Annotated in this window: 21 protein-coding genes, 2 tRNA genes and 1 pseudogene; 14 read left to right on the top strand and 10 right to left on the bottom strand. The window is 63.3% G+C overall.

Going from position 1 to position 20648, the window contains the following annotated elements; translation table 11 throughout:
- Nucleotides 1–19 precede the first annotated feature (19 nt).
- The 3 genes from ACTHJ1_RS12165 to ACTHJ1_RS12155 are packed head-to-tail and all read right to left on the bottom strand — an operon-like array spanning nucleotide 20 to nucleotide 2907.
- The gene (locus ACTHJ1_RS12165) at nucleotides 20–1003 is read right to left on the bottom strand and encodes a Bug family tripartite tricarboxylate transporter substrate binding protein (protein WP_440192660.1); all 984 of its coding nucleotides are present in this window, start codon (nucleotides 1001–1003) and stop codon (nucleotides 20–22) included.
- Complete coding sequence (locus tag ACTHJ1_RS12160) at nucleotides 961–1923, bottom strand: amidohydrolase family protein (RefSeq protein WP_440192657.1); 963 nt, start codon at nucleotides 1921–1923, stop codon at nucleotides 961–963. The genes ACTHJ1_RS12165 and ACTHJ1_RS12160 overlap by 43 nt, the downstream gene beginning before the upstream one ends.
- A 12-nt stretch (nucleotides 1924–1935) precedes the next feature.
- Complete coding sequence (locus ACTHJ1_RS12155) at nucleotides 1936–2907, bottom strand: Bug family tripartite tricarboxylate transporter substrate binding protein (protein WP_440192654.1); 972 nt, start codon at nucleotides 2905–2907, stop codon at nucleotides 1936–1938.
- 94 nt (nucleotides 2908–3001) lie between these two features.
- On the opposite strand from ACTHJ1_RS12155, the gene ACTHJ1_RS12150 reads away from it, so the two are divergent.
- On the top strand, nucleotides 3002–3757 hold the full coding sequence (locus ACTHJ1_RS12150) for an IclR family transcriptional regulator (RefSeq protein ID WP_440192788.1): 756 nt from the start codon (nucleotides 3002–3004) through the stop codon (nucleotides 3755–3757).
- 87 nt (nucleotides 3758–3844) lie between these two features.
- A tRNA-Pro gene (locus ACTHJ1_RS12145) sits at nucleotides 3845–3921 on the top strand.
- Between the two features lie 110 nt (nucleotides 3922–4031).
- On the opposite strand, the gene ACTHJ1_RS12140 is transcribed toward ACTHJ1_RS12145, so the two are convergent.
- Nucleotides 4032–5021: an SLAC1 anion channel family protein gene (locus tag ACTHJ1_RS12140; RefSeq protein ID WP_440192651.1), complete on the bottom strand. Its 990-nt coding sequence runs from the start codon at nucleotides 5019–5021 to the stop codon at nucleotides 4032–4034.
- Nucleotides 5022–5130: 109 nt separating this feature from the next.
- On the opposite strand from ACTHJ1_RS12140, the gene ACTHJ1_RS12135 reads away from it, so the two are divergent.
- Complete coding sequence (locus ACTHJ1_RS12135; RefSeq protein ID WP_440192648.1) at nucleotides 5131–6084, top strand: GlxA family transcriptional regulator; 954 nt, start codon at nucleotides 5131–5133, stop codon at nucleotides 6082–6084.
- Nucleotides 6085–6203: 119 nt separating this feature from the next.
- Here ACTHJ1_RS12135 and pdxR read toward each other — a convergent pair whose 3' ends face one another.
- A complete protein-coding gene (gene pdxR, locus ACTHJ1_RS12130; protein WP_440192645.1) occupies nucleotides 6204–7619 on the bottom strand; it encodes a MocR-like pyridoxine biosynthesis transcription factor PdxR in 1416 nt (471 codons plus the stop codon).
- 96 nt (nucleotides 7620–7715) lie between these two features.
- Between pdxR and ACTHJ1_RS12125 the strand changes: the two genes are divergently transcribed.
- From ACTHJ1_RS12125 to ACTHJ1_RS12095, 7 genes are all read left to right on the top strand, one after another.
- Nucleotides 7716–8147 (top strand): GNAT family N-acetyltransferase, encoded by a 432-nt coding sequence (locus ACTHJ1_RS12125; RefSeq protein ID WP_440192642.1) that lies wholly within the window; start codon nucleotides 7716–7718, stop codon nucleotides 8145–8147.
- A 30-nt stretch (nucleotides 8148–8177) separates the two neighbouring features.
- Nucleotides 8178–8609, top strand: coding sequence for a carboxymuconolactone decarboxylase family protein (locus ACTHJ1_RS12120; RefSeq protein WP_440192639.1), 432 nt, complete (start codon nucleotides 8178–8180; stop codon nucleotides 8607–8609).
- Between the two features lie 31 nt (nucleotides 8610–8640).
- Nucleotides 8641–9156, top strand: coding sequence for a GNAT family N-acetyltransferase (locus ACTHJ1_RS12115; RefSeq protein ID WP_440192636.1), 516 nt, complete (start codon nucleotides 8641–8643; stop codon nucleotides 9154–9156).
- Nucleotides 9157–9297: 141 nt separating this feature from the next.
- The gene (locus ACTHJ1_RS12110) at nucleotides 9298–10926 is read left to right on the top strand and encodes a methyl-accepting chemotaxis protein (RefSeq protein ID WP_440192633.1); all 1629 of its coding nucleotides are present in this window, start codon (nucleotides 9298–9300) and stop codon (nucleotides 10924–10926) included.
- Nucleotides 10927–10949: 23 nt separating this feature from the next.
- The gene (locus tag ACTHJ1_RS12105; RefSeq protein ID WP_440192630.1) at nucleotides 10950–11654 is read left to right on the top strand and encodes an HD-GYP domain-containing protein; all 705 of its coding nucleotides are present in this window, start codon (nucleotides 10950–10952) and stop codon (nucleotides 11652–11654) included.
- Nucleotides 11651–12454, top strand: coding sequence for a transporter substrate-binding domain-containing protein (locus tag ACTHJ1_RS12100; protein ID WP_440192628.1), 804 nt, complete (start codon nucleotides 11651–11653; stop codon nucleotides 12452–12454). Before ACTHJ1_RS12105 ends, ACTHJ1_RS12100 begins: the two co-directional genes overlap by 4 nt.
- A 72-nt stretch (nucleotides 12455–12526) precedes the next feature.
- Entirely contained in the window at nucleotides 12527–13186 is a 660-nt protein-coding gene (locus ACTHJ1_RS12095) for an amino acid ABC transporter permease (protein WP_440192625.1), read from the top strand.
- Between the two features lie 37 nt (nucleotides 13187–13223).
- On the opposite strand, the gene ACTHJ1_RS12090 is transcribed toward ACTHJ1_RS12095, so the two are convergent.
- The 3 genes from ACTHJ1_RS12090 to ACTHJ1_RS12080 form a co-directional block, all read right to left on the bottom strand.
- Nucleotides 13224–13964 (bottom strand): hypothetical protein, encoded by a 741-nt coding sequence (locus ACTHJ1_RS12090; RefSeq protein ID WP_440192622.1) that lies wholly within the window; start codon nucleotides 13962–13964, stop codon nucleotides 13224–13226.
- 36 nt (nucleotides 13965–14000) lie between these two features.
- Nucleotides 14001–14753: an SDR family NAD(P)-dependent oxidoreductase gene (locus ACTHJ1_RS12085; RefSeq protein ID WP_440192619.1), complete on the bottom strand. Its 753-nt coding sequence runs from the start codon at nucleotides 14751–14753 to the stop codon at nucleotides 14001–14003.
- Nucleotides 14754–14860: 107 nt separating this feature from the next.
- Entirely contained in the window at nucleotides 14861–16282 is a 1422-nt protein-coding gene (locus tag ACTHJ1_RS12080; protein WP_440192616.1) for an MFS transporter, read from the bottom strand.
- Nucleotides 16283–16403: 121 nt separating this feature from the next.
- Between ACTHJ1_RS12080 and ACTHJ1_RS12075 the strand changes: the two genes are divergently transcribed.
- The 3 genes from ACTHJ1_RS12075 to ACTHJ1_RS12065 all read left to right on the top strand — a co-directional run bounded on the left by ACTHJ1_RS12075 (nucleotide 16404) and on the right by ACTHJ1_RS12065 (nucleotide 18121).
- Complete coding sequence (locus ACTHJ1_RS12075; RefSeq protein ID WP_440192613.1) at nucleotides 16404–17066, top strand: thiopurine S-methyltransferase; 663 nt, start codon at nucleotides 16404–16406, stop codon at nucleotides 17064–17066.
- Between the two features lie 113 nt (nucleotides 17067–17179).
- A complete protein-coding gene (locus ACTHJ1_RS12070; protein ID WP_440192610.1) occupies nucleotides 17180–18022 on the top strand; it encodes a flagellar brake protein in 843 nt (280 codons plus the stop codon).
- 22 nt (nucleotides 18023–18044) lie between these two features.
- Nucleotides 18045–18121, top strand: a tRNA-Arg gene (locus ACTHJ1_RS12065).
- A 200-nt stretch (nucleotides 18122–18321) separates the two neighbouring features.
- On the opposite strand, the gene ACTHJ1_RS12060 is transcribed toward ACTHJ1_RS12065, so the two are convergent.
- Nucleotides 18322–18939, bottom strand: a complete 618-nt coding sequence (locus ACTHJ1_RS12060) for a hypothetical protein (RefSeq protein WP_440192607.1) — start codon at nucleotides 18937–18939, stop codon at nucleotides 18322–18324.
- Between the two features lie 228 nt (nucleotides 18940–19167).
- Nucleotides 19168–20258, bottom strand: a protein-coding gene (locus ACTHJ1_RS12055) for an IS3 family transposase (RefSeq protein ID WP_440192604.1) whose coding sequence is annotated in 2 segments (ribosomal slippage) — nucleotides 19168–20000 and nucleotides 20000–20258 — 1092 coding nt in all. Because the reading frame shifts where the segments join, the coding sequence is not laid out codon by codon here.
- Nucleotides 20259–20298: 40 nt separating this feature from the next.
- Between ACTHJ1_RS12055 and ACTHJ1_RS12050 the strand changes: the two are divergent.
- A pseudogene (locus tag ACTHJ1_RS12050) lies at nucleotides 20299–20648 on the top strand (IS21 family transposase); the annotation flags it as partial.

Genomic DNA, 20648 nt, shown 5'->3' with positions numbered 1-20648 from the left:
GTCGGAAAAATCTCGCCGACTAGGTCTTGATCCCCGCGTCGCGGATGAGCCTGCCCCATTTCTCGTAATCGGCACGGCGCAAGGCGTCGAGCGCTTGCGGCGTACCGCCCATCAACGTGATGCCGAGCTTGCCGGCCAGGTCGACGACGCTGGGAGACTTCAAGGCCTGATTGATGGCCGTGTTCAATGTCTCGATGACGGGCGCCGGCGTGGCCGCGGGCGCGAACACCGCTTGCCACTGCACCACGACGAAATCCTTGAAGCCTTCTTCGGTCATGGTGGGCGTGTCGGGCAGCTCGGGCAGCCGCTTGGCCGAGGTCACGGCCAGCGCGCGCAGCGCGCCGCTTTGCACGTGAGGCAGGGCGGCTGCGGCGGGGGCGAACATGAACTGCACCTGCTCGCTCAAGGTGTCTTGAAGCGCGGGCGTGTCGCCCTTGTAGGGCACATGGATGAAGCGGGCCCCGGTCTGCTTCTGCAGCAGCTCGCCCTGCATGTGCAGAATCGTGCCTGTGCCGCCGGATGCGAAGGCGATTCTGCCCGGCGCAGCCTTTGCCGCTGAGACCAAGTCCTTGACCGACTTGTAGGGCTGCTTCGCGCCCACGACCAGAATGTGCGGAATGGTCCCGATGGTGACGATCGGCGCGAACGATTCGACGGGGTCGTAGTTCAGCTTGCCCATCAAGTGGGGCGCGATCGCCTGCGGGCCGATGGACGTTCCCAGCAAGGTCAGGCCGTCGGGCGCGGATCGCGCGACGAACGAAGCGCCGATGGTGCCGGTGGCGCCCGGCCTGTTCTCGACGATCACCTGCATGGACGACAGCAGGCCCAGTTGCTGGGCAATGCTGCGGCCCAGCACATCGGTGCTGCCGCCGGCGGGGTAGGGAACGATCCAGGTGATGGGTTTGCCGCCGGGCCAAGCGCTCGCGGCCCGGGCGGCCATGGGCAAGGCTGCGGCGCTGATCAGGAAGCGTCGGCGTGTGAGACGAGGGAGCGAGATGCCCATGGACTTTCCTTGGAATGAGTGGACTCGGCCGTAAAGCCGTAGAGAACGTCGGGATTGGCGACCAGAATGCGTCGGAAGGCGGCGCCGTCGCCGGCCCAGTGGCGCAGCCGATCGAGCTGCAGCGCATCGTCGGGCATGGGATGCGTGCCCGCAGACGCCGTGGCGTGAGGCCAGTCGCTGCCCCACACCACGCGATCGGGGGCCGCGTCGATATAGCTGCGTGCCAGGTCGTCCAGATGCGGGTCGTCGGGCCGGCCGCTCTCGCTCAGGAGATAGCCGCCGGAGAGCTTGACCCATGCCCGGCCGTCGCGCAGCAGCGCCAGCACCGCGGCATGCGCCGGCTGGCGAAACAGCGGTTGACGAAACGCGGGATGCCGCAATGCCTGATCCGGTTTGATGCGCCCCATATGGTCGAACACCAGCGGCACGGGCAGGCGGCGCAGTCTGTCGGCGATTTGCGCGAGCAGGCTGGGAGGCATCAGCAGCTGCATGTGCCAGCCCAGGCCCTTGATGCGCCGGGTCAGGGGCTCGAGATCGTCCGGCGTGTTGATCACGCCCAACGACAGATTCACGCGAATGCCGCGTACACCCGCCTCATGCAGGGCCAGCAGTTGCGCATCGCTTTCCGTGCCGTCGATCACTGCCACGCCGCGCGCGGCCGGCCCCATTAGGGCCAGGCCTTGCAGCATGGCGCGATTGTCGTTGCCGTAGGTCGATGGCGTGACCAGCACCGCGCGCTGCAAGCCCAGACATTGCTGCAGGGCCTGATACTGCGCCGCCGATGCGTCGGGCGGCAGCAGTCTGGCGGTCGGCGCCGCCGGAAAGCGGCTGTCATAGACGTGGATATGGCAGTCGCAGGCCAGCGGCGGAACGACGGTGCGCGGAGCCGCTCGCGCGCAGGTAAAGGCTAGGGTGACCATGGCATGCGCGACTTAATCGATGTGCGCGCCGGTTTCCTTGACGAGCTGACCCCAGCGGATGCGGTCTTTGTGGATCAAGGTCGCGAACTCCTGCGGGCTGCTGATGTCCACCATGGCGCCCTGGGACGTGAATTGCTTTTCGATCTGCAGCGACTTCAACGCCTTGACCAACGCATCGTTCAGGGTCTTGACCACGCCGGCCGGCAGATTCGCCGGGCCGAGCGGGCCGAACCAGGTAATCCCCTCGAAGCCCGGATAGCCCGACTCGGCGAGCGTGGGTACGTCTGGAATGTTGTCGGAGCGCTTCAGCGACGTCACGGCCAGCGCATGCACCATGCCGCTGCGGATCGGGCCGATCAAGGTCGGCACCGACGACATATACATATCGACGCGGCCGCTGATGACGTCGGTCAGGCCCTGCTCGGCGCCCTTGTAGGGAACGTGCGTGACCTTGATGCCGGCGTTCTTCTGCAGTTCCACGGTCGTCAGATGGGCCACCGTGCCGACGCCGGAGGTCGCCACGGTGAGCGAGCCCGGCTTGGCCTTGGCCGCCTTGACCATGTCGGCCAGTGTCTTGATGGGAGACTTGGCGCCGGTGACCAGAACCAGCGGCGCCTGGGCCACCAGGCCGATCGGCGTCAGGCTCTTCTCGGGGTCGTAAGGCAGGTGGGTGTACAGCGTGGCATTGATGGCCAGGTTGCTGGTCTGACCCAGAACGATGGTGTAGCCGTCCGGGGTGGCCTGGGCGGCCATGTTGACGCCGATGTTGCCGCCGGCGCCCGGGTGGTTCTCGACCACGAAGCTCCACCCGGTATCGGCGCCGATCTTGGTGGCGACTTCACGCGCCAACGCATCGGTGCCGCCGCCGGGCGGGAAGGGCACGATCAGACGGATGGGCTTGTCGGGGTAAGCGGCCTGAGCGCTCAAAGGCAAGACAGCGCAGGCCAGCGCAGCGGCGGCCAGGATATGACGGAAGAATTTCAAGGTTGTCTCCGAGTTTTTTTGAATGTGCGGGCATTGTGTCTGTATGTTCTGCACAATACAATGACGTTTCATAAGACGAGACATGTTCTATCAGATGAAAGAAAAAGACGACTCAAACGACGCAGAACTGGCGCCCGAAGACGGCGTGGTCGCGGTGCGGCGCGCCATGCGCGTGCTGGAAGCATTCGGCGGAGAAAACGCCTATCTGTCGCTGGCGGAATTGAGCCGTCGCACGGGCTACCACCGTTCAACCGTGCTGCGTCTTGCGCGCACCCTGGCGCTGGACGACTACCTGGCCCAGCAGCCTGACGGCACCTGGCGGCTCGCGCACGCTGCAGGCTGGCTCGGCGCGTGCTATCAGGCCACGTTCAACGTGCACGACGTGGTCGAGCCCGTGCTGCGGGATCTGTCCACCGCCACCGGCGAAAGCGCGACGTTCTACGTGCGCGAAGGCAATCACCGCATCTGCGTGGCGCGCATCGAGGGCTCGAAATCCATCCGCCATCATGTCCGTGTGGGCCTGACTCTGCCGCTCGAGCTCGGCAGCCCCGGGCGCGTGCTGCTGGCGTTTTCCGGCGAGCCCGGCGAACCGTACGAATCGATACGCCGCGCGGGCTATGCGACGTCCCTGGGGGAACGGGATCCCGAGGTATCGAGCATCTCGGCTCCCGTGTACGGCATTCAATGGAAACTGGTGGGGGCGATCGGCATTTCAGGGCCGATGTCGCGCCTGACTAGCCAGGTGCTGGCGCGGCACAAAGAGGCCGTCCTGTCCGCAGCCAGCGGCATGTCGCGGGCAATGATGGGGATGAGGCAGGGTGAGCATCATCGCAGGCCCGGCAAATCGTGATCCGGCGCGTTCGAGCGCCGCCTGAGATACCTTGCCGCGGGGGCAGATGGTTTCTCGAGTACAATCGCGCCGCTTTAAACAGCACATCGGGGCGTAGCGCAGCCTGGTAGCGCATCTGCTTTGGGAGCAGAGGGTCGCGAGTTCGAATCCCGCCGCCCCGACCAATAAATGAGAGCCTACAGTTTTTCAGCTGTAGGCTCTTTTCTTTTTTCAGAATTTTGCCGGGTTCGATGAGATGACTGAATCGATCAGATTTTCCCCAGTCATTTCCAGATCAGGCCGAAAGCAGGCGCCCATTGCAAAGATCCTTCACGGTCCTGAAGGTCAATATACCCAGCGCGACGGTCAGGAAGGCCAGCAGCAACATGGACAACAACCGCAAGGGCAAGGTCGGATAGGCCGCTGCATACCTCAAGGCCGCGTTGACCAGCGCCGCTACCGGAAACCCGATCGCCCACCATGTGGCCCCGAAGCGAACGCCGGGGCGAAGTATCTTCGGGGTGACTACGAGGAACATGAAAAGGCCGAAATAAAACAGCAGCGCAGCGAATCGATCGACAGTTCCGACCACATTCACGTAAGCCAGAAACCCTACCTCGAACGGTGCGATCAGGATCATTAGCGAAGGCGTCATCGACGGCCCCAGAGGTTGATGCTGGATCATCCGCGTGCCGATTAATGTAAACATGACCAGGGCCAGCACCGCGCCGATCGCGGTTGCGAACAGGACGAACTGGCCGGCCCAGGCCATGGGCATGTGGCTACCGGTCACCGCGATGTCCAGCGTCGACACGCCCGGGATAAGCCAGGCCGGTACCGCGTGCTTGGCGTCCACACCGCCGCGCAGCAATTTGCCGAAGGCAACATAGCCGAGCGAAACCGTCACCACGCATCCCGCGACCCACACAGCCTTGCCCAGATCCGCGCTGTAAGGATCGACGACGGCCGACAGCATGAGCAGCGATATGGAGACTGTTCCAAAAAACGCTCCGACGATGGGGTGGTCAAACTCCGCCTTTACCGCAGCGGGATGGCGGACGGCCTTGGCAAGGTACCCCAGCGCCATGACCAGGAAAGCGCCGATTGCAAGCCAACTGGCGATGGCCGCGGGCAAGTTTCCGACCCCGAATTGCGTCTGCACGGTGCGCCATGCGAGCGCAAGGCCCGACAGGCCCATTACCGAGGCGAACAAATTGACGGGAAGACGTTCCAGGGGCCTGGCGGTCGACAGGCTCCGGACAGGCATGGTGGCGGTTTGCGACATGGCGGGCTCCTTGGCAGGATTTATCTTGTCAGTTATTTTCAGCCAGAATAGAATTGGCTTCAATTGTATTGTTCAGGCGTTTTCAGCCAATTTGCAACGAGATTCAGCCATGCTTGTCGCCTTGCTTGCCAGCCCTCGCGTCCAACTACTCGACGTCACGGGGCCGGCGGATGTCTTCGCCGAAGCGTCGCGCCAGCTCGGCGATCCCCAGGCCTATCGAGTACGGGTGATCAGCACGGGGGAACGGGTGATCACCAGCAGCTGCGGGCTGCGGCTCATGGCCGATGCAACCGTCGTGTCGCATCGGGGCGCCATCGACACGCTGCTCGTGGCGGGTAGTCCCGACGTCGATGCAATCGTCGGCGACACACGGACCGAGGAGTGGCTGCGCAAGCAGGCCGGCCGGGTGCGTCGCATGGGCTCGGTCTGCAGCGGCGCATTCATGCTGGCCGCTGCCGGATTGCTCGACGGCAAATGCGTGACGACGCATTGGAACTTCGCGGCCCGGTTGAGCGCGCAGTTTCCGCAACTTCAGGTTCAAGCCGACGCGATCCATCTGCGCGATGGCAAGCTCTACACCTCGGCCGGCGTCACTGCGGGCATGGACCTCGCGCTGGCGCTGGTCGAGGAGGATCACGGCCGCGATCTAGCGTTGCGGGTGGCCCGCGAACTGGTGATGTTCCTCAAGCGGCCAGGCGGGCAGTCGCAGTACAGCGTCCACCTTGCCGCGCAGATGGCCGAGCGCACATCCATCCGGAACGTGCAGGAGGGCATCCTTGGCCGCCTGAACGCCGACTTGAGCGTCCCAGCTCTGGCCGCCTCCGTTGGGATGAGCGAGCGCAATTTTGCCCGCGTCTTTCGTGCGCAGGCCGGTGTCACGCCGGCCGAGTTCGTCGAAGCGGCGCGCATCGATGCTGCGCGCCGCCTGCTCGAGGAGACGGACGATGCGCTCAAACGCATCGCCGAAGCGGTGGGCTATGCCAATGTCGACGGCTTTCGTCGAGCCTTTCAGCGGTGTATCGGGGTGCCTCCCGCGGAATATCGCCGCCGTTTTCCCCGATAGGTTCCGCTTTGGGTTTTCATGCGTAGGCGCTCATGCATTGATATGATTCGGCCCCCGGTCTGGCTGGGCACGTGGCGCTGCCTGGTTCCAGTAAGCCTGGTCGCTCCAATCGAAGCGCTTTAAACCGACTTCATCGCCTGCAGCAAACGCCGCACCGCCCCCCGTGCCGCCTCCGCGCTGCCTAAATTGGCAAAGCCCAACAGCAAGCCCTGGTCGGCTTGCCCCTTCATCTTCCACGTGCTCAAGGCATGTATCGCCAGCCCTTGCGCATGAGCCGCTTGCGCCGCGGCGCGATCGCTCTGCTCGCCCTTCCAATAGCCCAGCACATGCAGCCCGCCGGCTCTATCGGGTATCTGCAGTGCATCCCCCAAGGCCTGCTTCAACGCCGCGACGAGATAGCCGCGGCGCTCGCCATACAGCGCCCGCATCTTCTTGAGGTGCCGCGAGAAGTGCCCCTGCTCCATGAAATCGGCCACCGTGGCCTGCTGCAGGGCTGGGCTGTCCATGCGCAGCAGCGAGGCCGTGGCTTCGAATTTGGGCACGCAATCGTCGGGCACGACGAGATAGGCGAGCCGCAAGCCGGGATACAGGACCTTGCTGAAGGTGCCCGCGTAGAGCACGCTGCCGTATCGGTCCAGGCTCTTGAGCGGCGGAAGCGGGCGGCCGTGATAGCGAAATTCGCTGTCGTAGTCGTCCTCGACGATCCAGGACCGGTTCTCCCTGGCCCATTCCAGCAGGGCCAGGCGCCGCGGCAGGGAAAGCGCCACCCCCAGCGGGCTTTGATGGGTCGGCGTCACCACGGCAAAGCGCACATTCGTCGATGCCCGTCGCCCCGCCTGAACGCGCAGGCCCTCGTCGTCGACGGGCATGTAGACGAGCCGCATGCCCGCCTGCTCCAGAAATCGCCGGGCGTAGGGATAGCCGGGGTCTTCGAACCATCCCTTGTCCCCGGCGGACAGCACCGTATGGCGTATTAGATTCAAGCTGTCCAGATATCCCGTCGTGACGAAGACTTGCTCCGGCGCGCAGGCGATGCCGCGCGAGACGCCTAGGTAGGCGGCGATGGCCCTACGCAAGGGCAGGTAGCCGCCCGGGGCCTGGTAGTCCATGTCCGCGTCGCCCATACCGCGCAGCCTGCGGCCGGCCAGGCGCACCCAGGTTTTGCGCGGAAAGGCGTCCAGGGCGGGCAGGCCCAGCTGAAACGGCCGCGGCGCCGCTTTCGCGACGCCGGCCGGGCGCGGCGTACTGGCCGGCATGCGCGTGGCGTCGAGCCCATGGCGCCCGTCCAGTTGCGGCGACACCACCGTTCCGGCGGGGCCGCGGGCGACGAGATAACCCTCGCTGATCAGTATCTGGTAGGCCGATTCCACCGTTCCCCGCGCCAGGTTCAATTCGCTGGCCAGGCTCCTGACGGCAGGCACACGGTCGCCGGCAGACAGCCGGCCGTCGGCAATGGCGTCGCGAAATCGCAGATACAGCTGCAGATAGATCGGGGTCGTCGACCGCCGTTGCGGTTTCAGGGTGCGGATGTCCATGTCATGTCCTACTCATTTTTGCAATTCTTGCACCTATTGCCTGTTCCATCCATTCGATACATTGGCAGTCAGGCATAGCAAATCAAGGAAACGGCGATGGAGCCCATTCGTTTACAGCGCGTCGAAAGCGCTCAGGCCTGCTCGGCGTGTTTCGACCTGATGCGCGAGCTGCGCCCGCATCTGCAAAGCGCGCAGGCGTTTCATGAGCAGCTCGGACGCCAGGCGGCTCAGGCCTACCGCTTGTTGGCAGCGTGGGATGGCGAGCAGGCCGTGGCGTTGGCCGGCTACCGCCCCCAAGAGAACTTGATATACGGGCGCTTCGTCTATATCGACGACCTGGTGGTGGCGTCCCGGGCTCGCAGCCGCGGTTTGGGCAAGCAGATGATCGATGCGGTGCGCGAGGAGGCCCGGCAGCTCGGGTGCGCGTACCTGATCCTGGATACGGGCCTGGCCAATTCGCTCGCGCAGCGCTTTTATTTTCGCCAGGGAATGCTGTCCAAGGGACTGCACTTTTCCCAGGCGCTGTAGAAACTCACGAAACTCATAAGGAGCAATGACATGAAGACACTCAGACTCGAATACTCGACACTCTCGCCCGAGGCTTATGCGGGCTTTATCGCGACCAAGAAGGCGCTGGACAAGAGCAGCCTGGGCAAGCAGCTCATCGAGCTGGTCAATCTGCGTATTTCACAGATCAACGGCTGCGCCTTTTGCCTGGAGATGCATGCCCGGTCGTCTCGGGAAGGCGGCGTTTCCCATGCCAAGCTCGATAGCGTGGCCGGCTGGCGCGTCAGCGCGCACTTCACCGAACGCGAGCGCGCCGCGCTGCATTGGGCCGAGTCACTCGTGCACGTGGACCAGACGCATGCGCCGGACGACGCCTACGAGCCCTTGAAAGCGCACTTCAGCGATGCCGAGATCTCGGATCTGACGTTTGCCGTCGCGTTGATGAGCGCGTTCAATCGTATGGCCATCGGCATGCGCCAATGAGGTACTGTCTCGATATTGCATCGAGACAGTCATGAGCACGCCCACCTTCCGCACCGCCACCCCGGCAGACGTTTCCCGCTGCTTCCAGATCGAGACCTCGGCCTATGAAGGCGAAGAAGCGGCAACCCGCGAAAAGATCGCGCTGCGCATCGATCAGTACCCGCAAGGCTTCCTGATCTTGGAGCTGGATGGCGAAATCCTCGGTTTTATCAACGGCGGCTGCGCGCACGAGGTGGTCATGTCCGACGAGGCGTTCAAAGAACTGATCGGTCACGATCCTCTGGCGCCCAATGTGGTCATCATGTCCGTGGTGATCGACCCGGCGCATCAGGGCAAGGGCTATGCCTCGCTGATGATGCGCGCTTTCGTCGAGCGCATGCGGGCCATGGGCAAGCGCACCATACATCTCATGTGCAAAGCCCGCCACGTGCCGCTGTATGCCCGCATGGGCTACCGCTATGTCAAACCGTCGGCGTCCGATCACGGCGGCATGGCATGGCACGAGATGATCATGGACGATTTGCAGGGCGCCGTTCGCACCGCTTGATGCAGATCAAGCTTGCCGGCCGCGCAGGCGCCGAACGGCGTATCTGGCCGGATATCATGACCGATATTTCCAGCGGATAGCTGAAGGGGTTCGGCCCACGAGCCCCCATCCCGCTCATGTGTATCTTCGGCAGAGCCACCTATGCGCCTCAATCTTCCCGTCACCCAGAACGTCTACCGCTTCCCGGCCGACCAGACGCTGATCTCCATCACCGATCTGAAAGGCCGCATCACCTATTGCAATGCCAATTTCATCGCAGTCAGCGGCTACGCGAAGGACGAACTGCTGGGCCAGCCCCACAATCTGATCCGCCACCCCGACATGCCCGCCGAGGCATACCGCGATCTGTGGGACACCGTTCAGACGGGGCTGCCCTGGACTGCCCTGGTCAAGAACCGGCGCAAGAACGGCGACTACTACTGGGTGCGCGCCAACGCCACCCCCATGCGCCATGGCGGCAAGATCGTCGGCTATCTGTCAGTTCGCACTCATGTCTCGGATGACGACGTCGCCGCGGCCGAGAAACTCTATGCCGTCATGCGCCGCGAAGCCGACGACGGCAAACGCGTTCATGCGCTGCACCGCGGAGAGCTGATCACCAACACGCTGCTTGGCCGGACCCGGCGCGCGCTGGCCATCGGCCCGCGCGGCAAGCTTTGCCTGGCGACCCTGATCGCGACGGCCGTCCCGACCGTCATGGCCTGGAAAGCGTTCCCCGCGTGGGCTTATGCCGGAGCGGGACTTTTCGCCGCGCTGGCCATGTCCGCAGCGCAGGTGCGCATGATCGCGCGCCCCCTGCGCAGCATTCTCGATACGGCCAATCAACTGGCCGCCGGCGATCTGTCCAATCGCATCGAGGTCGATGCAACGGGTTCCTTTGCCCGGATCCAGCTTGCGCTCGCGCAGATGGCATTGTCCATACGCACCGCCGTGCGTGACGTCCAGGACGAAGTGGAGAACCTGCACCAAGGCACGCGGGAGATAGCCGCCGGTAATCAAGACATGTCCTCACGCACGGAGGCGCAGGCCAGCAGCCTGGAAGAAACCGCCGCCGCCATGGACCAGATCAACGGCACGGTGCAGAACACGGCCGCTCTGGCCGAAGAGGGCGCCAGCCTGGCGCGCGAAACCAACGTGGTGGTGGGGCGCGGCAACGAGGCCGTGGAAAACGTCGTGCAGACCATGAAGCGCATCAACGATGCCTCTCATCGTATCGGCGACATCATCCAGGTGATCGAAGGCGTGGCGTTCCAGACCAATATTCTGGCCTTGAACGCGGCGGTGGAGGCCGCGCGCGCGGGCGAACAGGGCAAGGGGTTTGCCGTGGTCGCCAGCGAAGTGCGCGCCCTGGCGCAGCGCACCACGCAGGCTGCCAAAGAAATCAAGGCATTGATCGAAGAATCCGCCCAGTGGGTGGCGACCGGCGATCAGCGCACCGAAGAAGCCCGGCAACGCATGAGCGAAGTCACGGAGTCGGTCGAACAAGTCATGAGCCTGCTCGACCAGATCAATTCGGCATGCAAGGAGCAGTCCACGGGCGTTGCGCAGGTCAACATCGCCGTGACGCAGCTCGACAGCATCACGCAACAGAACGCCGCCATGGTCGAGCAATTGGCCGCCGCGGCCAGCTCTCTGGACGGTCAGGCAAACCAGGTGCACAGCGCCATCCGCGTCTTCCATCTGAGCGATCAGGAAACCGGCCTGGCGCAATTGGATGCGGTGCAACTGCGCCGCGATGCAAAACGCAATATTCCCCTGTTGACGGCATGAGTCCTGCGCGCCCGCACTTTCATTTGAACCGGAAAATTCGCGAAGCGCACATCCAGACCGTCAAATGTCTCAGCGCGGCCGCCGGATACAAAGACGACGAGCCGGACCTGCACGCCACCCGAACGGGCCACTATGCCCGCGCCCTGGCGCTTGCCGCCGGGGACGGCGCGGCGGCGGCCGACGATCTTTTTCTGATCGCGCCGCTGCACGATCTGGGCAAGATAGGTATTTCCGACGCGATCCTGCGCAAGCCCGGATCCCTCACCTCGTCGGAGCGCGTCGCCATGCAGCGGCATACCGTCATCGGGGCCCATATCATCGGCGAACATGCCGACGGTCTGCTGCGCATGGCCTCGACCATCGCGCTGAGCCATCACGAGAAATGGGATGGAACCGGCTATCCGCAGGGCCTGTCCGGCCATGCAATACCCCGCGAAGCCCGACTCGTCGCAGTGGTCGATGTGTTCGATGCGCTGACCAACGCGCGTCCCTACAAGCACGCCTGGCCGGCCGAAGACGCCATCGCCTTCATCGAAGGGGCAGGCGGCACCCATTTCGATCCCGAACTGGTCGCGGCCTTCATGGACTGCGTGCCGCAGGTCCTGCGCCTGTTTTCCGAGTTCGCGCAGCCTGATTTTCAGGGCGTGAATCGGCCGCGCCCTTGCTCGACTCATGGCGAATCGGGTACAACACGGAGCGATCAAAACAAACGAGGAGCCGCGCTATGAAGTTTTCCAAGATCCTGCTTGCAGGCGTGTTGTCGATGTCCGCCTTGAGCCTGACCGCCACGGCGGCCCATGCCGAAGATCTGCTGGATTCGGTGAAACAGGCCGGCGTGCTCAAGATCGGCCTGGAGGGCACCTATCCCCCGTTCGACTCGAAAGACAGCAAGGGCGAACTCGTGGGCTTCGACGTGGACGTCGCCAAGGCGCTGTGCGCCAAGCTGGGTGTCAAGCCCCAATTCATTCCTACGGAATGGAGCGGCATCATCGCCGGCCTGCAAGCCGGTAAATTCGACGTGATCATCAACCAGGTCACCATCACGCCGCAGCGCCAACAGGCGCTGGACTTCAGCCAACCCTACACGTATTCGGCCGCCCAGCTCATTCAGCGCGCCGACGACAAGCGCGACATCAAATCGCTGAACGAGTTCAAGGGCAAGCTCAAGTTGGGCGTGACGCTCGGCACCAACTACGATCAGATGGCCAAGGCAGTTCCCGGCATCAACGTGCAAACCTACGCCGGCGCGCCTGAAAAGCTGGCCGACCTGATGGCGCACCGCATCGACGCCACGATCGACGACAGGCTCATGCTGCCCTACATCATCAAGACGTCCAACCTGCCGCTGCGTCCGGGCGAAATCCTGCCGGGCGCCAACCAGGAAATGGGCATTCCCTTCCGCAAGGGCAATCCCAAGTTCGAGAAGGCCATCAACGACGCGCTGACCGCCATGAAAAAAGACGGCACGCTCAAGAAGATCTCGATGCACTGGTTCAATACCGACGTGACCCAACCCATCTCGCACTGATTCCTCGTTTCATCGCGCGCCGCGCCGCCGTAGCAACGGCCGGCGCGGCGCGGTTTTTCCGGATTGCCGCACATGGCGCATCTCGATCTCGTTTGGCAGTCCTTGCCCGTGTTGTTTCTCGGCGCGGCAATCACCTTGAAATTCGCGCTGGCTTCGGCGGTGCTGGGCTTATGCGTCGGCGCCGTCGTGGCGGTCATGGGTATCGGCCACAACCGGTTTTTTCAGCGCATCGCGCGGGGCTATGTCAGCCTGATGCGCGGCACGCCTCTGCTGGTGCAGATTTTCGTCGTGTATTACGGGTTGCCGGACGTCGGCATTACGCTGGATCCGACGTCGGCGGGCATCCTGGCCCTGACCGCCAACGCGGGCGCCTATCTGTCCGAGAGCATGCGCGGCGCGATCCTGGGCGTCGGCCACGGGCAGTGGGACGCCGCCCGCAGCCTGGGTCTGGGCTATATGCAGATACTGCGCTACGTCATAGGCCCGCAGGCGCTGCGGCTTGCGGTTCCCAGCCTGGGCAATACGCTGATCAGCCTCATCAAAGACACCTCGCTCGTCTCGGTGATCACCGTGACCGAACTGCTGCGTTCGGCCCAGGAAGTCATCGCGGCGACCTTCCAGCCCTTGCCGCTGTATCTGGCCGCCGCTGCGATCTATTGGCTGCTGAGCACCGGCATGTCGGCGGTGCAGCGCTACGTCGAAGCCCGCTTGGCCAAGTCGTTGATGCGCTGAGGCGAACGCTGCGCGGGCTACGACGGCCCGCGCGTATTCATCCTGATCCGCTCGACGCGCCGCATCGGGGCTTGTATGTCCAGGTCTTGAACGGAAAGTGCAGCGCGTGACCCGTGAAGGCGGGAAACTCGTGAAAGTCGGCACGCAGCGCATCGCGCACCGGCGTCTGCATGGCCGCCGTCATGGCTTCGGGCGAGTCGAAGACGACCTTGTTGCGTTGCATGCAGGGCCGCACGGGCAGCGGCAGGTCGCAGATGGCCACCGCCGGCGTGTAGATGTCGATGGCGCGTATGCCCGGAAACTTCGCCAGCAGATAGGGGTGGTGGGCGACGTAGAAAACGTGCCACGCGTTCTCGTCTTCGGCCGGGCCGGCGTATTCCACCCAATAGCTCAGGCTGCTGCCGTCGTCCGAGGCGATGCGGTCGTCTGCCACGGCATAGCGGCGCGCAAGCATGGCCTGCTGCGCAGCCGGCACGCCTTTGAGGCTGGGCAGAAACTTGGGCTCGGCCAGCACCGACAGAGGCGCGCCGGGATGCAGCAGCGTTTCCAGCGACAGCACGTCGGCGAAATCCAGCTGCAGAATGAGCGCAGGCTGGGCCTGTTCCTGTTCGCCGGCGTAGTGCGGATCATGCGCCTGGGCCGGCGTGAGCACGTGCCCGGCCAACAGGCCGGGGCAGCCGCGCACGAGCGTCTTGAGCGCGTTCAGATCGTATTGATCGATGCGGGCGCCGGCGGTCTCGTCTTTGCCTTGCCAGACACAGAACCAGGTAATGGCCATGATGGTTGCGGACCTTGCGAATGAAAAGAAAAGGGATCAGAGCGCGAGCGCGGCAGCGACGCTGGAGCCGCCGCAGACGAAGAGGTTCTGGCCCGTGATCCAGTCGTTGGCGGGTTCCAGGAAGAAGGCGATGGCTCGGGCCACGTCTTGCGCGGTGCCCAGGCGCTTGAGCGGTATCGACGCTGCCAGCGCGTCGCGCTTGGGGTCGCCCTCGGGCAGGCCGGCGTTGAGCATGGGCGTGCCGATGGGGCCGGGCGAAACCGTGTTGACGGTGATGCCGTAGGGCGCGAGTTCCAGCGCCCAGGTGCGGTCCATGGACACGATGGCGGCCTTGGACGCCGAATAGACCGTACGCCCGGCCAGGCCGACGATGGCGCGCGTGGACAGGTTGACGATGCGCCCGTAGCGGCGCAGCTTCATGCCGGGCACGACGGCCTGGGTAAGCAGTATGGCCGCGCGCACGTGCAGATTCATCAGGTCGTCGTAGTCCTGGTCGGTGACGTCTTCGAGCGGCTTGTGAATGACGCGCCCGGCGTTGTTGACCAGAATGTCGTAGTTGCCCTCTTGGGCGATCTGCGCGGCTGCGGTCTTTACGGCGGCGGGGTCGCTCAGGTCGACGGTGCGCTGAACCAGCCTGGGGTGGCTGAACCCGGTGCGGTTCGAGCGCGACAGCGACACCACGTCGGCGCCCAGCTCCAGGAGCAGGTCGCACAGCGCCGCGCCGATGCCGGTGCTGCCGCCGGTGATGAGGGCTCGCTGGCCATGCAGGGGCGCGTGGGAAGTGCTCATGTCGGTCCTTCGAGTGGAGTTGTCCGAGAGCTATATAGTTTAAGCTTAAAGCTTTAAATTTCAAGCATGGCGGACGACGGGCCGGGGCCGGCCCAAGGATTGCGGGTTCAGTGGCCGCCGGCCGGGGCGGGCGAGGCGCCGGCCACGCTGTTGCCGCCGTCCACCGGCATGCGCCGCGTGATCAGGATCGACGCGACCGAGAACAGGCCCACGATCAGGAAGGCGGGCCAGAAGTCGGTCCAGACCAGTTGCGGCTGGCCGTGCACCGCCTGCGACAGATGCAGCAATATGCCGGCAATGGTCACGCCCAGGCCCAGCGACATCTGCTGAATGACGCTGGCCACGCTGGTGGAGCGGCCGACGTCGCGCGTTTCGATGTCGGCGTAGGCCAGGGAGTTGAGGCTGGTGAATTGCAGCGCAGGGAAAATGCCGCCCAGGGTCACGATGAACCAGATGGTCAGCCAGGACATGCCCGGATGCAGAATGCCGCAGATGGCCACGGCCATGCCGCACAGCACGGCATTGACGATGAGCACGTTGCGAAAGCCCCAGCGCTTGAGGATCTTGATGGCGATGGTCTTGGTGCAGAAGCTGCCGATGGCCGAGCAGCAGGTGATGATGCCACCCTCGAAGGCCGTCATGCCCAGGCCGTCCTGCAGCAGCAGCGGCAGCAGAAAGGGCAGGGCACCCAGGCCGATGCGAAACAGCGAGCCGCCCAGCACGCTGCAATTGAACGTGGGAATGCGCAGAAAGCTCAGGTCCAGCAGCGGATTTTCCACGCGCTGCGAGTAGACCCAGTACAGGCCCAGGAACAGGGCGCCGATCAGGACCAGGCCCACGGCCGTGCTTTCCAGGATCAGGCCGCTGCCGATCGTCGACATGCCCAGCATGAAGAGCGACGCGCCCAGACCCGTCAGCACGAAACCCGTCCAGTCCAGCTTGCCGGGGTGCTCTTCGTGGCTGTTCTCGATATAGCGGTTGGTGAGGTAGATGCCCAGAATGCCGATCGGCACGTTGATGAAGAACATCAGGCGCCAGTTCAGGTAGGTGGTGATAAAGCCGCCCAGCAGCGGCCCGAGCACCGGCCCGGCCTGCGCCGGTATGGTCAGGTAGGTGACGGCGCGGATGAATTCCGACTTGGGCACGGCGCGGAACATCAGGATGCGCCCCACCGGCACCATCATCGCGCCGCCCACGCCCTGGATGAAACGGGCCAGAACCAGGGTGGTCAGCGATGTGGCGGCCGCGCACAGCAGCGATCCCGTGACGAAGACGACGATGGCGGTGCGAAAAACCGTGCGCGCGCCGAAGCGGTCGGCCACCCAGCCGCAGATGGGAATGAACACGCCCAGGCCCACGACATAGCTGGTGACGGCCAGCTTGAGCGTGATCGGGCTATGGCCCAGATCGCGCGCCAGCACGGGGATGGCCGTGACCAGGATGGTGGAATCCACGTTCTCCATGAGCAGCGCGCAAGCCACGATGAGTGGGACGATGAGCGGGCCGAAGCGGGATGACGTCAGAGGCATGGCGGAGTGCGGGAAGGGATGCCGAGGCATTATGACATCGAAGGGTGGGGAAATTTGAGGCGTGCGTCGAGTATTCTTGATCGAGTGCGGTCGCCGCGGCCGCACCGAAAGGAGCAAAGGGATGGAGACGGATTTTTGGCTGGAGCGCTGGCGTCAGGGGCAAACCGGGTTTCACATGAAAAAGACCACGCCCCTGCTGGCCAAGTACTGGCCGACGCTTGGCTTGCCGCAGGGCGGTCGGGTGCTGGTGCCTCTTTGCGGCAAGTCGCTGGACATGGTCTGGCTGGCCGAACAGGGCCATCGCGTTCTGGGCGTGGAGCTTTCGTCGTTGGCCGTCGAACAATTTTTCGCTGAAAACCGGCTGACGTCCAAGGTGAGCGCGGTGCCGGCCGGCACCCTGCACAGCGCGGGCGACATTGAAATTCTGTGCGGCGACATCTTCGCGCTCGGCGAGGCCGACTTCGCCGATTGTGTCGGCGCCTATGATCGCGCCGCGCTGATTGCCCTGCCTGCGCCCATGCGGGAACGCTATGTGCGGCACGTCTACGGACAGCTGCCGGCCGCGTGCCGGGCCTTGCTGCTTACGCTCGAATACGACCAGAACGAGATGGCCGGCCCTCCCTTTGCAGTTCTTGAAAAAGAAGTGCGGACTTTGTATGCGTCCTGGACTAGTGTTGCGTTATTGGATCGGCGCGGCATCCTGGACAAAGAGCCGTCGTTCGCCGCGCGCGGCCTCACCCGGCTCGATACGGCGGTCTACGAATTGCGGCGAACCGGGGCCTGACAGCGGGCGGGGTCGGCGGCGCTCTGTTACCATAGTTAACATATTTAGATACATCACCAAAACACCATCGCTACGCGGTCCCAATGGGCCGCGCAGTATCCCGGAGAGCGCTTGTGTTGAAGTCCTGGCTGCGCAAATTGCACGCTGCGACGCTTGCCAGGGGGGCGTTACGGGCCGATGCCTCGGCCCTGATGGACGACCAGCCCGAATCGATCGGCAAGCAGCTCGAAATCGTGCATTTGCTGCGCTCGGTGCGCGACGAACAGGCCTTGGCGATCCTCTCCCTGGACGGCCAGGTTGAAACCGGCGTCACGACCTTGCTGGAAGTCGTGCAGCAGGCCAAGGCTCTGGTTTTCGCGGGTTTGTCCGATGCCGGCCTGACCGAGCGGTTGCTGGCGGCCCGCGGCCCGCTCATGGTCTCGACCTCGTGCGATCAGGTCTATCTGATGTTCGAGGTCGAAGGGCTGGAGAAAACGGACTATTTCGGCCGGCCGGCGCTCAAGGCCCGTCTGCCCAAGACCATCACCTACATGCAGCGGCGCGACGCTTTTCGCACCAATGTTCCGCCCGACAAGGACGTGAGCTGCACGATTCTGCAGAACGCCGCCATACATCCGACGGCAGGCAGGCTGATCGTGCGCGACCTGAGCGTGACGGGCCTGGCCCTGGCTGATCCGGCCCGCGTGCTCGACACCGAATACGGCAAGGTCTATGCGGCCCGGCTCGATATTCCCCGCACGGGCGCCTTCGAGGTGAATCTGAGCGTCATCCACGTCAGCGACGAGGAGCCCGCCTTCAAAGGCGCGGCCAAGGTGCGCCGGGTGGGCTGCTCTTTCGTCGACATGCCGCGCAGCGTGCGCATCCGCGTCCAGAGCTTTGTCAGCGATTTGCAGCGCGAAGAAATCATGCGCCAACGCGGCTTGCTGGGCCACGGTAAAATACCGCCTTCCGCGTGACGGCGGACACGGCATCATCCTGCCGCCCTTAGCTCAGTTGGATAGAGCACTCGCCTTCTAAGCGAGCGGTCACACGTTCGAATCGTGTAGGGCGGGCCACTGGCTCTTTCAAGAGCGTCCGAAGAAATCCAAAAATCCCAACTAATTCATTGATTAGTATGGGATTTATTATTTTTATCATTCATCTGTCGCCATAGCAACACACTCGCGAGTAATCCACATACCTCGGCCTGAAGGGCTGCCAGCCGATGTACCTATTGAACAGCCGGGCCTTGACGGAGATTGATAAGGCCTGGCGTTTATTCCTTCGCCAGCAGCTCTTTAAGCTGTGTTTCGTCCCACGCCTTGAACACCAATACCCGACGGTCGGACGGGCAGATGCGCGATACGGAGCGGCCAACGTGATAGGGGTCTCCGCGCATGACGGCTATGCGACCGGGTTTGGGCATGACGCCACCGGTGATTTCGCCTGCATCGTCGAAAAACAGCGTTTCGCCGGCCCATGTGACATCCCATTTCGGGCTGCAGTAGACCAGGATGGTGTAATGCGCGGGCACTACCTTGCGATTGCGGAAATCGAAATGCGGATTACCTTCGGTGTCGAAGGTATTGGCGCTGACCGTGCATTCATAGACACCTAGCTCGACGCCGATCCTCTCGCGGATTTCCTTCCAGGTTTCGCGAATGACATCCAATGGGTCTTCTAGCTTTTCCAATTGGTCTGCAACGCGGCCATGCAAAGATTCATCGGTGACCGCGACGGGGTAATACCAATGGATATCCAGTTCATGGGTCTCGAATCGGCTTGTGCGATTCAGGAAATACATGGGCATCCAGTTGGCGGCTTCGATAAGCCGCTCAAGCAACGGCCCTTCAAGCCAATGATCGTGTACTTTGACTTCTACCGGTAGCTGCATGAATTCACCTGATGTGCGAATGGCCGGCACGCCGGCAGAGAATCAAGGAAAGGGATGGGTGTTGATTCATTTTCAAAACTGAGCCAATAACGGTTCGGCAGCACGTCTAAAACTGAGCCACGTTAATCGCTACCCTGCTTATTTTTTGAGCAGCGGGGTGGCCGGAGTGATTGACGTGGGAACGACGTCCCCCCGTTTTCAGTAGCACTGGGCTTTAGAGTCCGGGGGTTAATTTAACTGCTTTGGGATAAGTGTCCTGGCATAGGCCGCTGGGGTCAGGCCGCCGAGGGATTTCTTGGGCCGCTCCTCGTTGTATTCCCGGCGCCAGGATTCAACGACAACACGGGCATGCTGCAAGCTGGTGAACCAGTGCTCGTTCAGGCATTCATCGCGGAACCGTCCGTTGAAGGATTCAATGTAAGCGTTCTGGTTAGGCTTGCCGGGTTCGATCAAAAATAGCTGAACACCCCTGGCATGCGCCCAGGTGAGCATGGCCCGGCCACAGAACTCTTTACCGTTATCGGTTCTTATTGCTTTGGGCAAACCGCGGGTGATGGCCAACTGTTCAAGGACGTGCACCAGTTGGTTGCCGCCCATCGCCCGCTGCGTCACGATGGCCACGGCCTCGTGAGTGGCGTCATCGACGATCGTCAGGTTCTTGATACTGCGCCCTTCGGCGGTGCGGTCAAACACGAAGTCCATCGACCAGACCTGATTGGCTGCCGTGGGCCGTTGCAACGGATGGCGATCGGCCTGCGCAATCTTCTTGCGCTTGCGCTTTTTCACCTGCAATCCCGCCTCAGTGTAGAGGCGGTCTACGCGCTTGTGGTTCACGATCTCGCCCGCCTGGCGCAGCTTCAAATAGATCATGCCAGCCCCATAGCGGCGATGGCGCTGCGCCAAGGCAATGATCTTCTCCTTGAGCGCTGCGTTGCGCTCTGGAGCGGGTTCGTAACGGTAGGCGCTCGGACTCATGCGTGCGATGTGCTGCGCACGCCGTTCGCTCAGCCCTTGATCGACCATATAGCGCACCAGCTCACGTCGGGCCGGTGCGCTCACCACTTTTTTCTCAACGCCTCTTTCGTGACCTCGTTCTCGAGCATCGACTCGGCCAACAAGCGCTTGAGGCGGTTGTTTTCGGCTTCCAGTTCCTTTAGGCGCTTGGCATCGGATACGTTCATGCCGCCAAACTTGCTGCGCCACAGGTAGTAGCTCGCCTCCGAGAAACCGTGGCGCCGGCACAGCTCTGCCACCGGTAAGCCCGTTTCGGCTTCCCGCAGAAAGCCAATGATCTGTTCTTCCGTAAATCGCTTCTTCACGTCCAATCTCCTGTTACATGGGATTGGACTCCAGAGTCAGCTGCTACTCAATTCCGGGGGGACGTCGGGAACACTAAGCAAATTACGACGGCTGGTACTGCGCGAGCAGGTCAGTCAGCGCGAAGCGGCCCGGATGCTGGGGTTGTCGCGCAATACGGTCAAGAAGTACCTGGAGCAGCCCGAGATCCGCGAGCCTCGGTATGCCAAGCGCCAGGCCGGCCCCAGCGTTCTGGATCCCTACAAGGAGCGGCTGGCGACCTGGCTCAAGGCCGACAGCCTGCGCGGCAAACGCGATCGGCGCAGCGACCTGGCGCTGTTTGAGGCCATCAGGGCATTGGGATACCCTGGCAGCCGGGGCCCGGTACAGGTGTTCTGCAAGGCCTGGCGAGC

The sequence above is a fragment of the Bordetella sp. genome, from assembly GCF_051960075.1.
Taxonomy (GTDB): Bacteria; Pseudomonadota; Gammaproteobacteria; order Burkholderiales; family Burkholderiaceae_B; genus Bordetella.
This window is presented reverse-complemented; position numbering and strand designations above follow the sequence as displayed.